Below are 15451 nucleotides of genomic sequence, written 5' to 3'. Positions count from 1 at the left end.
CCACCCCGATGAACCGCTGAGGCTCAACGACACGGTGCCGGACATCAGTGTCCCTATTGCCGACGCCCGGCACAGTCTTGCCGTGCATAATGAGCCCCCGGGTCACGACACCCGGCGCCAAACCAAGGAGCATGCCCGCGCATGGCCACCACGAATCACTCTCTCGCGCGCGAGAGGTCCCTCAGCATGTTCGAGCAGCTGGGTGAACTGCTGTACACCGGCGATGACTACGGGAGTGCCTACCACGCAATCTGCTCAGCCACCCGTGTCCTCGTGACCGGGTGCGATCACGCGAGCCTGATGATGCGGGAGGGCGACCGGTGGTCCACGCCGGCCGCCACCGACGAGATCGCCCTCAGGATCGACCAAATCGAACGTGCCGCCGGTACCGGACCGTGCGTCGACGCGATCGAGGACGACGCCCCGCAGCTCGCGCCGGACCTGAACGATCCGGACGCCCCGTGGCCCCGGCTGCGTAGCCTCCTGCTGGAGCAGACCCCGATCCGCGGCATGCTCGGCTTCCGCATCGTGCGTCAAGGGCGGAAGGTCGCCGCCCTCAACCTCTTCAGTGATCGACCGAACGGCTTCACCGACGACGGAGTGAACCAGGCGGCCATCCTCGCTGCCTTCAGCTCGGTGGCGCTGCAAGCGGCCGCGGACCGGCAGGACGTCATCACGCTCCGCGGCGGACTCACCTCCAACCGGGAGATCGGCAAGGCCATCGGCCTGCTGATGGCGTATCACCGCATCTCTGACGACGCGGCGTTCGAGATGCTGAGGACGACCTCGAACGAACTGAACACCAAGCTCGCCACGGTGGCCGAGCAGGTGGTGGCCGGTCACGTCCGCCAGCTCGGAGGCTGAAGCCCGGCAGCGATCGGTCGATCCCGCGCACGTCGCAATTGACGCATCCGCGGTCGTGCTGCACGATAAGGACCGTCTCCAGCCAACGGGACGGCAGGTTCTGCGTACCCAGCGGAGGCATCCCGTGGTTGGCTATCGATCGTCGTCATCGGCGACCACTCGGCCACATCGGCCCGTGCACCGGCACGGGCCTTCCTGCATGCCCTCGTGTGCTGGGACGTTCCCCTGCCACGTCAACGGTCCGCGGGCGGCACGCCCCCGGACCACACTCGAAGGGGTAGTGCACTGACATGACCATCATTTTCTATCTCGTGGTCGGCCTGATCGCCGGGGCGATCGCCAAGTTGATCCTGCCTGGCAAGCAAGGCGGCGGCATCCTTGCCACCATCGTCCTCGGAGTCATCGGCGCGCTCGTCGGCGGCCTGCTGGGGAACCTGATCATTCATGGGAACTTCAGCTTCGCACTGACCGGCGGGTGGTTCTGGTCCGTGGTGACTGCCATCGTCGGCTCGCTCATCGTCCTGTTCGTGTACGGAAAGCTGCAGGGCCGGAAGGCGTAGCACGCGGACACGAACAACGCCTGTGCGCGATCGCGTACAGGAACCAACCACGCACAGAAACGGAGTCATCATGTCGGGAACATTCGACAAGGCCAAGGGCAAGGTCGAGGAGAAGGTCGGCGAAGCCAAGGAGAAGATCGGCGATGCCACCGATGACCGGAGCCTCCAGGCTGACGGCGTGACGGACCAGGCCAAGGGTGCCGCGCGCCAGGTCAAGGGGAACGTCAAGGACGCCCACGACAACCGCTGATAGGCCCAGGACAAGCAGTAGGGGCTCGGCGCACGTGATGTGCCGAGCCCTTACTGCAGGGAGTGGAGGTGGCGGGAGCCGTCGCTGTCGGCCTGACGGCCGCCAATGCGCCCCTCGGCGATTCCCACAGGCCGCAAAGGATGAGGGACGGCCCACAGGGCGTGGGCCGTCCCTCATCGTTGGTGGAGGTGGCGGGAATCGAACCCGCGTCCGACAGTGCGGAACCAGGACTTCTCCGGGTGCAGTCTGCTAGTAGATTTTCTCGGCCCCAGCGATCACGCAGACAAGTCGCTGACGGGCTCAGTCACCTAAAAGTCCCCGCAACCCCGATGACGAGGGTTACGAGCAGTGGCTCTCTAGATGACGCCAGGAACCGGGTCGAGAGCAACCCCGGGCTGACGGACTTCTACGCTCGCTCAGGCGGCGAGGGCGAAGTCGGTGCGCTTGGAATCGGCACCTATTGGTTTGCAAGGAGCGTTTGACGAGATGACCTTGCATCCTCGACCCGCTTCTCCTGGAACGACAACCGTCGTCGAAACCGATCACCCCCCTGTTGAGTTGTCACACATCCACCGCCGGCGCCCGTGGGCGCTGCAGTGAACATGCGTCAGTCTACCGGGCACAACACCATCGGCGTCACGAGTATTTCCTCGTGACGCCGATCGGATGTGCTGGTCGAGCTGAGACTCAGACCTTGCTGCCCTTGCGCTCCAGCAGCAGCGCGAGGCCGATGCCGAGGAGGAAGATGTCCTTGGCCATCCCGATGCCCTCAGGTGTGGGGCGGATACCGTCGGACTCGGTCATCCCCGGCGTCCGCAGGTAGAGCCACACCAGGGACCCTGCGAACGCCGTCAAGCCCAGCCCCACCAACTTGCTCGGCAGGAACGGGGTGAGCAGCGAGGTGCCGAGGGCAATCTCACCGGCTGCGAGGTACGTGCCGAAGTCCTCGGCAGAGAGCTGCTCGAGCTGGGGGAAGGCGTTCAGAGCCATCTGCTGCAGGCCTGCAGCAGACTCGGCGTCCAGGTTCAGCTTGTTCAGTCCGGAGTTCAGGATGAAGGCCCCGGCGGTAAGCCGCAGGGGCAGGCGGTGCAGGGCGAAGCCCATCGTCTCGCTCCTCAAGTCGTGATCGCGTGGATGGTTCGACCCCACCAATCTACCCACGGATCGGTGCTGGCAGATCACCAACCACCGCCGCCACCGCCACCGACACCCGCGCCGACGCTGCCGCCGGAGAATCCGGAGGCGCCACCGGCGCCCATGGCGGCTGCGCCCACCGACACCGACGCGGTGCTCACGAAGCCGGAGACGCTGGTGAACGCCGCCGCGGTCCACACCCCGGGCGTCGCACCCACGTACCAGGTGGGCTGCAGCTCCACCTGGCCTGCCGCAGCCGCGTCGGCGAAGACCGTCGCCCAGTGCTCGGCCACACCGAACGCGATCGCGTACGGCAAGTAGCGCGAAAAGATGTCCTGCCCCTCCTCGAAACGCAACTGGTTCGCCTCGGCGGTCTCCAGATACTTCTTGAAGCCGAGCGTCTGTGCCAGCACCGCGGTCCCGTCTGCCGTCCGTGCAGGGGCGAAGCTCGCCGCCACCATCAGCGCGATACCGGTGAGCACCACCGCGAGCCCGACGAAACCCCACCCGGTGAGCAGCCCGAGCGCGATGGTCACCCCGACCCCCGCCATGAAGGTCAGCACCCCCGCCGCCACCCACGCGATCCGCACTTGCTGCGGCGACTTGCTGAACCAGCCGCGCTCGACCACCCGGTCGTACAGCTCGGACTGTGTCTGGCTCATCGACTCCGTGAACTCGGTCCCGAGCTCGGACATCCGCACCTTGCGGTCGCTGCCGGGGAAGACGCCGCGCAGGATCGTCTCCTCGAACGGGAGCAGGCCCTCCCAGCTCGCCTGTGGCCCGGTGAGAGTCCGGCGCAACCACCAGTCCGGCGTCCCGTCCTTGCTCTCGTCCACGGGGACCTCCTCGATGGTGAGGTACCCGCGCACGGCGAGGTCCACGATGGTGGCTGTCACGTCCTGGGTGTGCGCCACCTCGTCCAGGAGGGTGCCTGCAGCACCCGGCGTGACGCCGTCGGGCGGGGTGAAGCGGACGGCGACGGGACCGCCCGAGGCGTGCCCCTCCCCCTGCCCGGAGGCCCCACTGACCGGAGTGAGACCTGGGGTCAGGCCCAGGTGGGCGCGGTCGCGTCCGCGTTGCCGGGCGCGGACCACCACGGCCGCGATGCCACCGCCGGCGAGCAGGAGCGCCAACCATGGTGCGACGGTGTCGATGCCGAAGAAGTTCGACCAGGTGGTGCGCTCGACGAGGATGGGCTCCACACCGCCGAACGTGTCCGGGTCGTAGGCGAGCACGATCGTCATCCCCTCGCCGCTGTCCAGGGCAGGCTGGTCGAACGAGGCCAGGCCGTCGGACCGGTAGGTCGCGTTGGCGCAGATGTCGTCGCTACCCACCGGTCCCACGTAGCACGCGGCGTCCCGGATGGCGTGCGGGCCGTCGATCTCGACCAGCACGTCGGACATCGGCACCTCCCACGCGGAGCCGATCACGTTCCAGAAGACCTCGTCCTGGCCGTCGGCGCCGGCACCGGAGTTGGGGACTCCCGCTACCGTGTAGGAGATCGTGTACTGCTGGGCCCCGGAGACTTTTTCGTTCTCGTCGCCGACGTAGACGATCAGGCCACCGTCGTCGGACTCGGTGGTCACGTCCGCCGGCGCCCCGGAGTCCGAGGAGGCCGTGATGCCGGTGTACTCCAGCACCCGGTAGTGGTCGGGATCGTCGGGGATCTCCTGCCGCTCCACCAGGGTCAGATAGGGACCGTGCCCGGACTCGTCGGCGAAGTCGAACGTCATGTCGATGGTCACGTCGATCGTGCCCTCAGGGTGCACCTGGGCATCCACGTGGTAGCGGGTGATCGACCACGCGTCCTCAGCATCGGCGTGTGCGGCGGCCGGTACAGCCAGCACGGCGACGAGCGCCACGGCGAGGAGTGTCAGGATCCGGTTCAGAAGGCGCCGCATCCGTCCAGCCTATGCAAGGTCAGGGAGCGGCAGCCTCCCCCGCGCGGACGATCCTGGCCACGATCTCCTCCGCCACCGGGTGGTCCGAGACCCGGATACGCTGACCACCCCGGTCCATGAACTGCTGGACTTCACCTTCGTGGCGCGCCGTTCCTGCGGCTGCCACGAGACACCCGACTTCTGAGGAGTGCCGTGCTCAGTCCCTGGATCATCGCGGCGATCGTGCTCGGCAGCCTGCTCGGCGTCGCGGGCCTGGTGGCGGCGATCGTCGTCGCGGTGCGCAGCGGCCGTCCGGACCCGCGCAGCACGGCCGAGGTGACCGCCGCCGCACAGGAGGCCGGGTGGACCTACGTGGGCACCGATCCCGGAGTGCTGGACCGGCTCCAGTTGCGGCACCTCTTCCCGGACGCCCGATCGGCGACAACCACGCACGTCATGCATCGCCAGATGGCAGGCCGCCCAGCCGTGGCGTGCGGCACCACGGGGCGCGGCTGGAGCAACGAAACGGAGCGGATGCGCACGCGAGTCACCGTCTCCGGCGTCAACTACGCCTTGTGCACGCTTGAGCTGCCGGGACGGTTGCCGACGTTCAACCTGCTCAGCGAAGGTCCTGGCGGCGCCGCCGCCACCTCGCTCGGGTTGTTGAGCGACCTCGACACCGAGTCGAACACGTTCAACGAACGCCTGCGGGTGGTCGCTGCCGATGACAGACTTGCGCACGCCCTGCTCGCGCCCACCGTGATCGCGGCCATGCAGGACGGTCCACCGGAGACCACCCTGCAGATCGTCGGGAACCAGCTGGTGAGCTTCCGGCGCGGCACCGCCGACCCGGTCGAGCTCGCCGAGCGCGCCGCCTGGCTCGGCCGCGTGGCCGACGCGATCCCTGCCTTCGTGTATCAGAACCGCTGACGCTACTCGGCGAACTCCCACACCAGGGAGAACTCCACCGCGCCGGCATCGTCGACGGTCACGAACCCGAGATCGGGCGCCTGGACGTCGAAGTCGGAGAACGTGATCGGCACAGTGCCGGCCACCTCCACCTGCTCGGCAGTGACGGCGGTCTCCGTCTCCAGCTCCACCGACTGGGTCACGCCATGCACCTCGAGGTCACCGGACAGGGTGAGGGAACCTCCGCCGTCGGGAAGCTCGGCAGGGTCGGTGAGGGTGAACGTGGCCTCCGGAAACTCCTCGACATCCAACGCCGAATCACGGAAGTAGGCGTCCCGCGCCGACTCGTCGGTGGCCACGCTCGCCATGTCCACAGTGATCATCGCCTCCGTGACCACACCGGCCTCCACGGTGGCCGACCCCTGCACCGACTCGGTACGGCCGGTGACGTTGACGTCATTGCCCTGCAGGATCTCGTGCACGCGGTACCCGGCATAGGATCCGTCAGCCAGGGTGAGTTCCCCGGTCAGACCGGCGGGATCGACCGACGGCTCGCCCGAGCTCCCGGGATCGAGGCTCGGCGCCTCATCGGCACGGGAGTTCGCCCATTCGGCGTAGATCCCGGGGCCGACCAGGGCACCGGTGCCACCGAGCACCACCACCGCCGCACCGATGATCACGGTCGTCCGTGCCCGCATCCGCTCACTCCGTTCGTCGGTTGTGAGGGATTACGTGCGCCGAACGCTGGAGGGATTGGACGAGTTCAGGCCGAGGACGCTCAGCGGTGCTGGCGCAGGCTCATCGCCCGCTGCGCCTCGCGCGCGTCCTGCTTCTCCCGCAGCGCCTGGCGCTTGTCCCACTCCTGCTTGCCTCGGGCGACCGCGATCTCCACCTTGGCGCGGCCGCCGATGAAGTACAGCTCGAGCGGCACGATGGTGAAGCCCTTCTCCTTCGTGCGCTGGGTGAGCTTGAGGATCTGCTCCTTGTGCAGCAGCAGCTTGCGCTTGCGGCGGGGAGAGTGGTTCGTCCAGGTGCCTTCGGTGTACTCGGGGATGTGCACGCTCTCCAGCCAGGCTTCACCGGCGTCGACGTACACCCAGCCGTCCACGAGGGAGGCGCGCCCAGCACGCAGGGACTTCACCTCGGTCCCGGTGAGCGCGAGCCCGGCCTCGTAGGTGGCATCGATGTGATAGTCGTGCCGGGCCTTCTTGTTGCGCGCCACCACGGTCTTGACCGTCTTGGGGTCGACGGCGCCACTCGTCTTCTTCTTCTTTGCGCCCTTGGCCTTGTTGCTCATCGCTCTCCTTCGCCGGTCCACTGTAAGCCCCGGCACGGCCGCACCCCCACGTGAATTATCGACGGCGTGGAGAACCTTGCTACCCGATGTGGCAGCAAGGTTCTCCACGCCGTCGATAATTCAGAAGCCGGGAAGGTTCATCGGGTCAATCGTGGATCCGTTGCGCCAGACCTCGAAGTGCACGTGGCACCCGGTCACGTTGCCCGTAGCACCGGTGTAGCCGATGGTCTGGCCCTGCGACACAGACTGTCCCTGGCTCACAGCGAACCGGGAGAGGTGGTTGTAGACCGTCACGTAGGTGTTGCCGTTGATGGTGCCGTGGTTGATCATCACCTGGTTGCCGTGCGTGCCGTTCGGGGCGGGGCGCACCGCGAAGGCCGTACCGCCCGCCGAGGCCACCTGGGAGTTCCCGCAGGCCGAGCGCAGGTCCACACCCTGGTGCATGTAGTAGCCACCGGTGATCGGGTACCAGCGCATGCCGTAACCCGAGGTGACGTACAACGGCCGCGGCACCGGTGGGATCAGAGCCGCACTCGACGAACTCGACCCTCCGCTGCTCGAGCTCGACCCACCGGATCCGCTGCTCTGTTGTTGTTGCTGCTGCTGCTGTTGTTGCTGTTGCTGTTGCTGTTGCTGCTGCTGGCGACGGGCACGTTCAGCTTCCTCGCGCCGACGACGCTCCTCCGCCTCCCGCTCTCGTCGATCGATCTCGGCGATCTCGGCCGCGATCTCCTCGTTGTCTTCCTCGATCTGCGCGATCTGGTCGTTGTACTCCTCGCGCAGGGTCTCCAGCTCGGCTGCGCGCGCCTCCTGGTCGACCTGCAGCTGTTCGATCTCAGCCACCAGGTTCGCGGCCTCCTGGCGGGCTACGTCGGCAGCCTCTACCGCGATGTCCGCCTCGGCCTTCAGCTCGCCGATCCGCTCCGTGACGGCGTCCAGACGGGCCTGCCGGTTCCGGTTCACCGCTACCAAGTTCTCCAGGTCCGCCAGCGTCTGATCCTGAGTGCGCAGGGCCGAGTTCATCACCGAGTACTGGCTCGCGAAATCGTCCGCATCACTGGCCTCGAAGATCACCGAGAGCGTGGACGCACCCTCCCCGCCGCGGTACGCCGATCGCGCCACCTCACCCATCGCGGTCTCGGTCTGGGTGATCTCACCCTCGGTCAGATCGATCTCGGAGGTCAGGTCGGCCTGCTGGGCCTCGGCCACGTCCAGCCTGCCCTGCACCGACTCCGCGTGCCGCTCTGCCGCGGCCAGCTCGTCGTTGGCGATCTCCAGCTCACCGCGGGCAACCGGCAGCCGCCGTTCGATGTCGTCCAGCTCGAGGTAGACGTCGGCGAGGTCGGAGTTCGTCCCCTCCAGGGCCGCCGCCACTTCCTCGCGTTCGGCCTCGTTCTGCTCCTGTTGCTCCTCGAGCTCGTCGCGCTCGTCGGCCACCGCTGGACCGGAGAGCAGCACCAGAGCCAGCGAGAGCGCTGCTGCCCACGCACCCCGAGACCGGTGGAACGGTCTGGGACTACTGGAGGGACGCCGTCGGGACATCTGGATCACACCTTCGTGTATCGGCTCAGGCTGACCAGCGAGCTGATCGCGGCCAGCACGATTCCGATGGCCACCAGGAGCGGGGCCACCACGAGCACGTCGGAGGTACTGACGAAGTTCACCCACCGGACCGAGCCGGCGAGCCAGTTCTCGATCACCGAGCGAACACCGAGCCACAGCCCCGCACTCGCCAGCACGGCGCCGAGCAGGGCAGCGATCGCCCCTTCCAGCATGAACGGCAGCTGGATGAAGAAGTTCGACGCACCGACCAGTCGCATGATCGAGGTCTCCCGGCTCCGGCTCATCGCCGAGAGGCGGATCGTGGTGGTGATGAGCAGCACCGCCGTGACGATCATGACGGCGGCCAGCCCCACGGCCAGCACGGTGGCACGGTTGAGCACGAGGAACAGCGGTTCCAGGATGGCGCGCTGGTCCACCACCTCCTCGACGCCGTCCCGTCCGGTGATCTCGTCCGCCACCACCTGGTAGAGCTCCGGATCCACCAGGCTCACCCGCAGCGAGACCTGCATCTGGTCCTCGGTGATGCGCTGGGCCCAGTCCTGATCGCCGAACTGCTCCTGGAACGAGGCGTACGCCTGCTCCTTGGTCTCGACGAAGACCTCCTCCACGTACGGGCTGAGGCCGTCGGAGGTGAGCACACCCTCGAGGGTCTCGATCTGCTCCTCGGTCACCTCACCGCCGGCGCAGGTGGGCGCCGACGACCCTTCCGGGCAGAGGAAGACCGACACTTCGACCCGGTCGTACCAGTCGTCCTTCATGTTGCTGATCTGCATCTGCAGCAGCACCGCGGCACCGACGAAGGTGAGGGAGATGAAGGTGACCAGCACGACGGAGACGGCCATGGCGACGTTGCGGCGCAGACCGTTGCCGATCTGGGAAAGAACGAACTGAAGTCTCATGAGGGCCCCTACCGCGCCGCGCCGTAGACGCCGCGGTCCTGGTCGCGCACCATCTGACCGTCCACCAGCTCCACGACGCGCTTACGCATCTGGTCCACGATCTCGTCGTCGTGGGTGGCCATCACCACGGTGGTCCCGGTGCGGTTGATGCGGTCCAGCAGGCGCATGATGCCCACTGACGTGGTGGGGTCGAGGTTTCCGGTGGGCTCGTCGGCGAGGATGATCGCCGGACGATTCACGAACGCCCGCGCGATCGCCACCCGCTGCTGCTCACCACCGGAGAGCTCGTGCGGCAGTCGCTTCTCCTTGCCCGCCAGACCCACCATCTCGAGCGTCTCCGGCACGGTGGACATCACGTGGTGCCGCGGCTTGCCGATCACCTGCAGGGCGATCGCGACGTTCTCGAAGACGTTCTTGTTGTGCAGCAGGCGGAAGTCCTGGAACACGCACCCGATCTGGCGGCGCAACTGGGGCACCTTCCACTGGGAGATCTGGGCCAGGTCGCGACCGGCCACGTGCACCGAACCGCTGGTGGGGCGCTCCTCCCGCAGCACCAGGCGCAGGAAAGTCGACTTCCCGGATCCGGAGGCGCCGACCAGGAAGACAAACTCGCCCCGGCCGACCTCGAGGGAGATCTGATCCAGGGCAGGGCGCGCCCCGCGGGCGTACACCTTGGACACTTTCTTGAACCGAATCACTGCGCTGCCTGGCCAGTCTTGGGGAAGGGGGGAAGGGCAAACCCTGGCCACTGGCAGCGTAAGCAGCCCCGACCGCGCTCCTTCGCCTGACACGCCGGGCGCGTCGAGGTGAAACACACCACGACCGAATCGGACTTCTCCGCGCGAACATCGTTGTACGCCCGGGTAGGCCTGTTTCAGGGCGACAGTTCGTTCGAGTGCGCCCCCAGCGCCGGATCCGGCTGTGCAGCGTGAACTACACCCCGGCGTCAGCCTCCGCCTCAAGCTGCTGCTGCTTGCGCCAGCGGATGCCGGCGTTGACGAAACTGTCGATGTCCCCGTCGAACACGGCCGACGGGGTGCCGGACTCGTGCTCGGTGCGCAGGTCCTTGACCATCTGGTACGGCTGCAGCACATACGAACGCATCTGGTCGCCCCAGGATGCCTTCACGTCACCAGCCATCGCCTTCTTCGCGGCGTTCTCCTCCTCCTGGCGCTTCAGCAGCAGGCGGGACTGGAGCACGCGCAACGCGGCGGCCCGGTTCTGGATCTGGGACTTCTCGTTCTGCATCGACACCACGATCCCGGTGGGGATGTGCGTCATCCGGACGGCAGAGTCGGTGGTGTTCACCGACTGCCCACCCGGACCGGAAGAGCGGAACACGTCGACCTTGATCTCGGTCTCCGGGATCTCGACGCTGTCGGTCTTCTCGATCAGCGGGATCACCTCGACGGCGGCGAACGAGGTCTGCCGGCGCCCCTGGTTGTCGAACGGCGAGATGCGCACGAGGCGGTGCGTGCCGGCCTCCACCGAGAGCGTGCCGAAGGCGTACGGCCCCTTCACCTCGAAGGTGGCCGACTTGAGCCCGGCCTCCTCAGCGTAGGAGGTGTCCAGCACCGCAGTACCGAAGCCCCTGCCCTCTGCCCAGCGGATGTACATCCGCATCAGCATCTCGGCGAAGTCGGCGGCATCCACGCCACCGGCCCCAGCGCGGATCGTCACCACGGCGTCCCGCTGGTCGTACTCGCCGGAGAGCAGGGTGCGGATCTCCAGGTCCTCCAGGGTGCTGCGGATCTTCGCCAGCTCGGTCTCGGCCTCGGCGAGGGTATCGGCGTCGTCCTCCTCCTGGGCGAGCTCCACGAGCGCACCGAGGTCGTCGATCCGGTCAGCCAGCTTGTCCATCCGCTCGAGGTCGGTCTGGGCGTGGGAGAGCTGGCTGGTGACCTTCTGGGCGGCCTCGGGGTCGTCCCACAGGTCCGGCGCCGCAGCCTCCTCCGAGAGCTGCGCGATCCGCTCGCGCAAGGCGTCGGGATCGGACACAGCCGTGATCGAGTCGAGGATCTTGTGCAGACCCTGGATCTCTAGAGGGAAGTCGGTAGCCACAACTGGCAAGGGTACGCGATGAGCCGGCGGCCGATCACGTCACCCGTTGTCCTGAGCACCCCGGCGCCGTGCTCAACGCAGACGCCAGCTGAGCAGCTTGCGGTAGGCCGACATTCCCGACCGGACGGCGTCCGGCACCTTCGTACTCTCGGCCGGCGTAAGCAGATCGGCCAGCGACAGCGGCAGGTCCGAACCGACCACCGCACGCCGGTGGGTGAAGGTCTCGAACCCGTAGCGCCCGTGGTACTGCCCCATCCCGGATGCCCCCACTCCCCGAACGGCAGCCCAGGCAACGACTGGGACAGTGCGTAGTCGTTGCGAGCCACGCCACCCGAACGAGTTCCGGCGACGAACTTGCCGAAGTCGGCGTCCCGCGGGCCGAACCAGCTCGCCACCAGCGGCTCCGGTTTGTCGGCGAGCTCGTCGATCAGGTCGTCCAGGTCGTCGTACGGGTGCACGGCCAGCACCGGCCCGAAGACCTCTTCATGAGCCAGGTCCATCTCGTCGGTCACCCCGAGCACCACGGTGGGCGGCAGGATCCGTGCCGAACGCAACGCCTCGTGCCCGCTCTCGTCCGAGCGGACCGCGGTCAGCACCTGGGCCCCCTTCTCCGCGGCGTCCTCGAGCAGCGCGGTGATGCGCTCGTAGGCGGCGTCGTTGATCAGGGTGGGCATCTCGTCGCGCTCGAACAGGTCCGGAACCACGCGGCCCCACGTGGTGAACACCTCCTGCACGAACGAGCGGGCCGACTCAGTCGGCACGTACACCTCGTCCGGAGCGATGCAGGCCTGACCGGCGTTCACCAGGCGAGCGGTCGCCACTCGCTGGGCGGCCCGCTGCAGCGCCGAACGCTTGCCCACCGACGCCGGGGCCACCACCACCGGGTTCTTCCCACCGAGCTCCAGGGTCACCGGAGTGAGGTTCTTGGCCGCCGCCCCCATGACGGCGGAGCCCACCTTCGCCGATCCGGTAAAGAACAGATGGTCCAGGGCCAGGGAGGAGAACTCCTTGGAGACCTCCACATCCCCGGTCACCACGGCCACCTCCTCCACGTCGAAGGCGTCGTGAACGGCGTTGGCGAACACCTCGGCGGTGGCAGGCACCGCTTCGGACATCTTGATCATCACCCGGTTGCCGGCCGCGAGTGCGGACAGGGCAGGGATCGCGGTGAGGTTGATCGGGAAGTTCCAGATCCCCATCACGCCGACCACGCCGAGCGGTGATGGATGCACGGCGGCGCTCAGTCCGGCCGCGCCGGCGAGCAGCCCGCCCACACGGCCCCACGGCCGCTGCGGTCGCATCCAGCTGCCGACCCGGGCGCGGGCTAGTTCGGCATCCGCGGCGAGGGTGGCGATGTCCGAGACCAGGGTGGTCACGTCGGGTCGGTGCCCGAAGTCGTCCGAGATGGCCTCCACGAGGGCGTCGGTGTGGGACACGACGGCGTGCGCGAACCGGTCGATCCGGTCCCGGCGAACGGCCGCGTCGGGGAACCCGTCCCGGTGGAAGGCGGTGCGCTGCAGCTGCAGCACCTCGGACATAGGGGTCGAGGTGGTGGTGGCGCTCATCCCTCCACTGTGCCCCGTACGGCGCCGCAGTGCCAACAGACCGCGGGTCGGCGCAGCCGGGCACCACCCCCGACGGCGTCCGGTCGACCTGGTCTCATGCCGTCCAGCCGCCGCGACGGTAGGCCGGGGTGCCGAGCGCGAGCACCAGGGTGGAGGCGATCATCGCCCCGACGATCACGATCGCCATGGCCGTGGCGGAGGCACCAAGAACACCGACCAAGGGAGCCACCGAACCGGCCACGCCGGCTTGGGAGAATCCGATCAGAGCAGCGGCGGCCCCGGCACGCTCTCCGTGCCGGGTGAGGGCGAGCGCTGAGGCGTTCGGTGGCACGAGGGCGTTCACGAAGAGCATCAGCCAGAGCGGGATGCACAGTCCGATCAGGCCACCGGTTCCCGTGGCCGCGACCACGAGGAGCGCGATCGCGAGCATCGTCGAGATCGGCAGCGCCAGACGCATGAGCCGGATCGGTGCGAACTTGCGCACCAGTGCCGCGTTCAGCTGCGACCCGAGCACCAGGCCGATGCCGTTCAGGGCGAACAGCAACGAGAACTGGTGCTCGCTGAGGCCGTAGCCCTCCCGGATCACGAACGGAGAGCCGGAGACGTAGGCGAACAACGCCGCCATGCCGAGCCCGGGCAGGAGGGCCAGGGCCACGAACTGTCGGTCCCGCAGCAGCACCCGGTACGAGCCGAGCACGGACCGAGCCGAGCCTGTGTTGCGCCGCTCGGCCGGCAGCGACTCGGGCAGAAAACGCCAGACGATCACGAACAGGGCGACCCCATAGAGCGCAAGAGCCGCGAACACCATGCGCCAGTCCCAGATGGAGGCGATCACCCCGCCGATGGTGGGCGCGAGCAGCGGGGCGACCCCGATCACCAGCATCAGGCGGGAGAGCACCGCGGAGGCTTCGGCACCGGAGAGCCGGTCCCGGATCACGGCCACGGCCACCACGCCGGCAGCAGCGTTGCCCATGCCTTGGATCATCCGCAGGGCGATGAGCGGCATCACCTCGGCCGCCATCATGCACAGGATCGAGGAGACGATGTGCACCACGATCCCGACCAGCACCGGCAGACGCCGCCCGTACTTGTCCGAGAGCGGGCCGATGAGGAGTTGCCCGAGCGCACCGCCGATCAGCGTGGCGGTGATGGTGAACTGCACGGACGCCTCACCGGCGGCGAGGTCGGTCACCACTTCGGGCAGCGACGGCAGGTACATGTCGGTGGTCAGGGCGCCGAGAGCGGCCATCGAGCCGAGCAGCAGCACCAGCTTGACCGGGGTACGGCGGCGCGCCGATGGTGCTGCGCTCCGCGGCTGCTCGTGGCTCGACACCACCGCGGGGGCCTCCGGCGTGGCGACGGCTGGGGTCGCTGACGTCGTCGGCACAGCACCGGGGGCGCGGGTGACGATGTCGTGCGGAACGCCGTCCGGGCTCGGCACGGTGGGGTCGTCGGTCCGGTCGGTGGGAGCGCAGGGGACGGTGTCAGAGCTCACGAACTTCTTCCAGAGTGATAAGTGCGCGCTCGACCCGATGGGAGCGCGAGAGCATGAATGGATCAGGCTCTATTGTCCGCCGGTCGCGCCTCGAATCTCGAATCGATTCGCACCCTGGTCGTGTGATTCTGGCGACAGTGGCCACCTCGCGGCAAAGGCGCGGCCAACGCCGGTGCGTCAGAAGGGAATCAACGTGCCTTCGCGGCCGCCTTGGCGGCCTTCTTGGTGGCTCGAACCCTGAGCAGCGACTCGGAGTCGACGACGTCGGCGATCGAGCGGAACGCCCCGTCCTCGCCGTAGGGGCCGGCCGCCTCGCGCCACCCGTCGGCCGACAGACCGCGCTGCTTGCCGAGCAACGAGAGGAAGATCTTGGCCTTCTGCTCGCCGAACCCGGGCAGCGCCTTCAACCTCCGCAGGATCTCGGCGCCGTCCGGTTCGCCGCGGGTCCAGAGTGCGGTGGCGTCTCCGCCGTAGGTGTCGACGAGCTCCTGGCACAGCGCCTGGATGCGCGCGGCCATCGAGCCGGGGAACCGGTGCACGGCCGGAGGGGTGGCACACATGGCCTTGAACTCCTCCGGGTCCGCTGCCGCGATCGTGGCGGCGTCGAAGGAGCCGGTCCGGTCCGCGATCTTCTTCGGGCCGGCGAAGGCGGATTCCATCGCCACCTGCTGGTCGAGCAGCATGCCGATCAGCAGGGCCAGCGGGTCACTGTCCAGCAGTCGGTCGGCGTCAGCGTCTCCGGTCATCCACAAGGTCGCCATGGGCCCATCGTTCCACGACCGCATGCGCGCCGCAGCACCCGCGCGATGAGCGCTTCGAGGAGGCAGGAGCCTCGGTGTCCCAGCTCGCGAGCACCACGCGCTTATTCAAGCAATAGTCAATGCTGCACCAATAAACATCCTGTTACTCGAACGAAATATCACAGAACGATAACGATGGCGGGGGTCAGCAGTGTGCCCCACCTCACCTCCTGA

Annotated in this window: 16 protein-coding genes and 1 other RNA gene; 4 read left to right on the top strand and 13 right to left on the bottom strand. The window is 67.8% G+C overall.

Going from position 1 to position 15451, the window contains the following annotated elements:
• Window positions 1-141: 141 nt before the first annotated feature.
• The 3 genes from BLU77_RS02950 (at window position 142) to BLU77_RS02940 (ending at window position 1674) form a co-directional block, all read left to right on the top strand.
• Window positions 142-864 carry a GAF and ANTAR domain-containing protein gene (locus BLU77_RS02950; RefSeq protein WP_089771619.1) on the top strand — a complete coding sequence of 241 codons (723 nt, stop codon included), beginning with the start codon at window positions 142-144 and terminating at the stop codon, window positions 862-864.
• A 290-nt stretch (window positions 865-1154) separates the two neighbouring features.
• Window positions 1155-1424, top strand: coding sequence for a GlsB/YeaQ/YmgE family stress response membrane protein (locus tag BLU77_RS02945; RefSeq protein ID WP_089771618.1), 270 nt, complete (start codon window positions 1155-1157; stop codon window positions 1422-1424).
• 70 nt (window positions 1425-1494) lie between these two features.
• Window positions 1495-1674, top strand: coding sequence for a CsbD family protein (locus tag BLU77_RS02940; RefSeq protein ID WP_089771617.1), 180 nt, complete (start codon window positions 1495-1497; stop codon window positions 1672-1674).
• 180 nt (window positions 1675-1854) lie between these two features.
• Here BLU77_RS02940 and ssrA read toward each other — a convergent pair.
• The 4 genes from ssrA to BLU77_RS21980 form a co-directional block, all read right to left on the bottom strand.
• Window positions 1855-2224, bottom strand: a transfer-messenger RNA (tmRNA) gene (ssrA, locus tag BLU77_RS02935).
• Window positions 2225-2361: 137 nt separating this feature from the next.
• A complete protein-coding gene (locus tag BLU77_RS02930; RefSeq protein WP_089771616.1) occupies window positions 2362-2778 on the bottom strand; it encodes a hypothetical protein in 417 nt (138 codons plus the stop codon).
• 74 nt (window positions 2779-2852) lie between these two features.
• A complete protein-coding gene (locus BLU77_RS02925; RefSeq protein WP_089771615.1) occupies window positions 2853-4709 on the bottom strand; it encodes a DUF2207 domain-containing protein in 1857 nt (618 codons plus the stop codon).
• A 19-nt stretch (window positions 4710-4728) separates the two neighbouring features.
• Window positions 4729-4875: a hypothetical protein gene (locus tag BLU77_RS21980; protein ID WP_175476923.1), complete on the bottom strand. Its 147-nt coding sequence runs from the start codon at window positions 4873-4875 to the stop codon at window positions 4729-4731.
• Between the two features lie 26 nt (window positions 4876-4901).
• Here BLU77_RS21980 and BLU77_RS02920 point away from each other — a divergent pair, with 26 nt between their 5' ends.
• Window positions 4902-5618, top strand: coding sequence for a hypothetical protein (locus BLU77_RS02920; RefSeq protein ID WP_089771614.1), 717 nt, complete (start codon window positions 4902-4904; stop codon window positions 5616-5618).
• 2 nt (window positions 5619-5620) lie between these two features.
• Here the strand turns inward: BLU77_RS02920 and BLU77_RS02915 are convergent, their stop codons facing one another.
• The 9 genes from BLU77_RS02915 to BLU77_RS02875 form a co-directional block, all read right to left on the bottom strand.
• A complete protein-coding gene (locus BLU77_RS02915; RefSeq protein ID WP_089771613.1) occupies window positions 5621-6295 on the bottom strand; it encodes a YceI family protein in 675 nt (224 codons plus the stop codon).
• A gap of 80 nt (window positions 6296-6375) precedes the next feature.
• The gene (gene smpB, locus BLU77_RS02910; protein ID WP_089771612.1) at window positions 6376-6894 is read right to left on the bottom strand and encodes an SsrA-binding protein SmpB; all 519 of its coding nucleotides are present in this window, start codon (window positions 6892-6894) and stop codon (window positions 6376-6378) included.
• 120 nt (window positions 6895-7014) lie between these two features.
• Complete coding sequence (locus tag BLU77_RS02905) at window positions 7015-8436, bottom strand: M23 family metallopeptidase (protein ID WP_139177569.1); 1422 nt, start codon at window positions 8434-8436, stop codon at window positions 7015-7017.
• Between the two features lie 5 nt (window positions 8437-8441).
• Window positions 8442-9356 carry a permease-like cell division protein FtsX gene (gene ftsX, locus BLU77_RS02900; RefSeq protein ID WP_089771610.1) on the bottom strand — a complete coding sequence of 305 codons (915 nt, stop codon included), beginning with the start codon at window positions 9354-9356 and terminating at the stop codon, window positions 8442-8444.
• Window positions 9357-9364: 8 nt separating this feature from the next.
• Complete coding sequence (gene ftsE, locus BLU77_RS02895; RefSeq protein ID WP_089771609.1) at window positions 9365-10054, bottom strand: cell division ATP-binding protein FtsE; 690 nt, start codon at window positions 10052-10054, stop codon at window positions 9365-9367.
• 235 nt (window positions 10055-10289) lie between these two features.
• Window positions 10290-11417 (bottom strand): peptide chain release factor 2, encoded by a 1128-nt coding sequence (gene prfB, locus BLU77_RS02890; protein WP_089771608.1) that lies wholly within the window; start codon window positions 11415-11417, stop codon window positions 10290-10292.
• A complete protein-coding gene (locus BLU77_RS02885) occupies window positions 11396-12982 on the bottom strand; it encodes an aldehyde dehydrogenase family protein (RefSeq protein ID WP_089771607.1) in 1587 nt (528 codons plus the stop codon). The genes prfB and BLU77_RS02885 overlap by 22 nt, the downstream gene beginning before the upstream one ends.
• 94 nt (window positions 12983-13076) lie before the next feature.
• Window positions 13077-14477, bottom strand: a complete 1401-nt coding sequence (locus BLU77_RS02880) for a multidrug effflux MFS transporter (RefSeq protein WP_245708641.1) — start codon at window positions 14475-14477, stop codon at window positions 13077-13079.
• Window positions 14478-14665: 188 nt separating this feature from the next.
• Complete coding sequence (locus tag BLU77_RS02875; protein WP_089771606.1) at window positions 14666-15238, bottom strand: HhH-GPD-type base excision DNA repair protein; 573 nt, start codon at window positions 15236-15238, stop codon at window positions 14666-14668.
• Between the last annotated feature and the right edge of the window lie 213 nt (window positions 15239-15451).

It is taken from the genome of Ruania alba (genome assembly GCF_900105765.1).
GTDB classification, from domain to species: Bacteria; Actinomycetota; Actinomycetes; order Actinomycetales; family Beutenbergiaceae; genus Ruania; species Ruania alba.
The sequence above is the reverse complement of the archived record's forward strand: the minus strand, read 5'-3'. Positions and strand labels throughout refer to the sequence as shown.

Excerpts from the sequence above, each read along its gene's own strand:
- BLU77_RS02950 (WP_089771619.1), top strand. The coding sequence starts at position 142 with ATGGCCACCACGAATCACTCTCTCGCGCGCGAGAGGTCCCTCAGCATG.
- BLU77_RS02945 (WP_089771618.1), top strand. The coding sequence starts at position 1,155 with ATGACCATCATTTTCTATCTCGTGGTCGGCCTGATCGCCGGGGCGATC.
- BLU77_RS02940 (WP_089771617.1), top strand. The coding sequence starts at position 1,495 with ATGTCGGGAACATTCGACAAGGCCAAGGGCAAGGTCGAGGAGAAGGTC.
- BLU77_RS02930 (WP_089771616.1), bottom strand. The coding sequence starts at position 2,778 with ATGGGCTTCGCCCTGCACCGCCTGCCCCTGCGGCTTACCGCCGGGGCC.
- BLU77_RS02925 (WP_089771615.1), bottom strand. The coding sequence starts at position 4,709 with ATGCGGCGCCTTCTGAACCGGATCCTGACACTCCTCGCCGTGGCGCTC.
- BLU77_RS02915 (WP_089771613.1), bottom strand. The coding sequence starts at position 6,295 with ATGCGGGCACGGACGACCGTGATCATCGGTGCGGCGGTGGTGGTGCTC.
- smpB (WP_089771612.1), bottom strand. The coding sequence starts at position 6,894 with ATGAGCAACAAGGCCAAGGGCGCAAAGAAGAAGAAGACGAGTGGCGCC.
- BLU77_RS02905 (WP_139177569.1), bottom strand. The coding sequence starts at position 8,436 with ATGTCCCGACGGCGTCCCTCCAGTAGTCCCAGACCGTTCCACCGGTCT.
- ftsX (WP_089771610.1), bottom strand. The coding sequence starts at position 9,356 with ATGAGACTTCAGTTCGTTCTTTCCCAGATCGGCAACGGTCTGCGCCGC.
- BLU77_RS02885 (WP_089771607.1), bottom strand. The coding sequence starts at position 12,982 with ATGAGCGCCACCACCACCTCGACCCCTATGTCCGAGGTGCTGCAGCTG.
- BLU77_RS02875 (WP_089771606.1), bottom strand. The coding sequence starts at position 15,238 with ATGGCGACCTTGTGGATGACCGGAGACGCTGACGCCGACCGACTGCTG.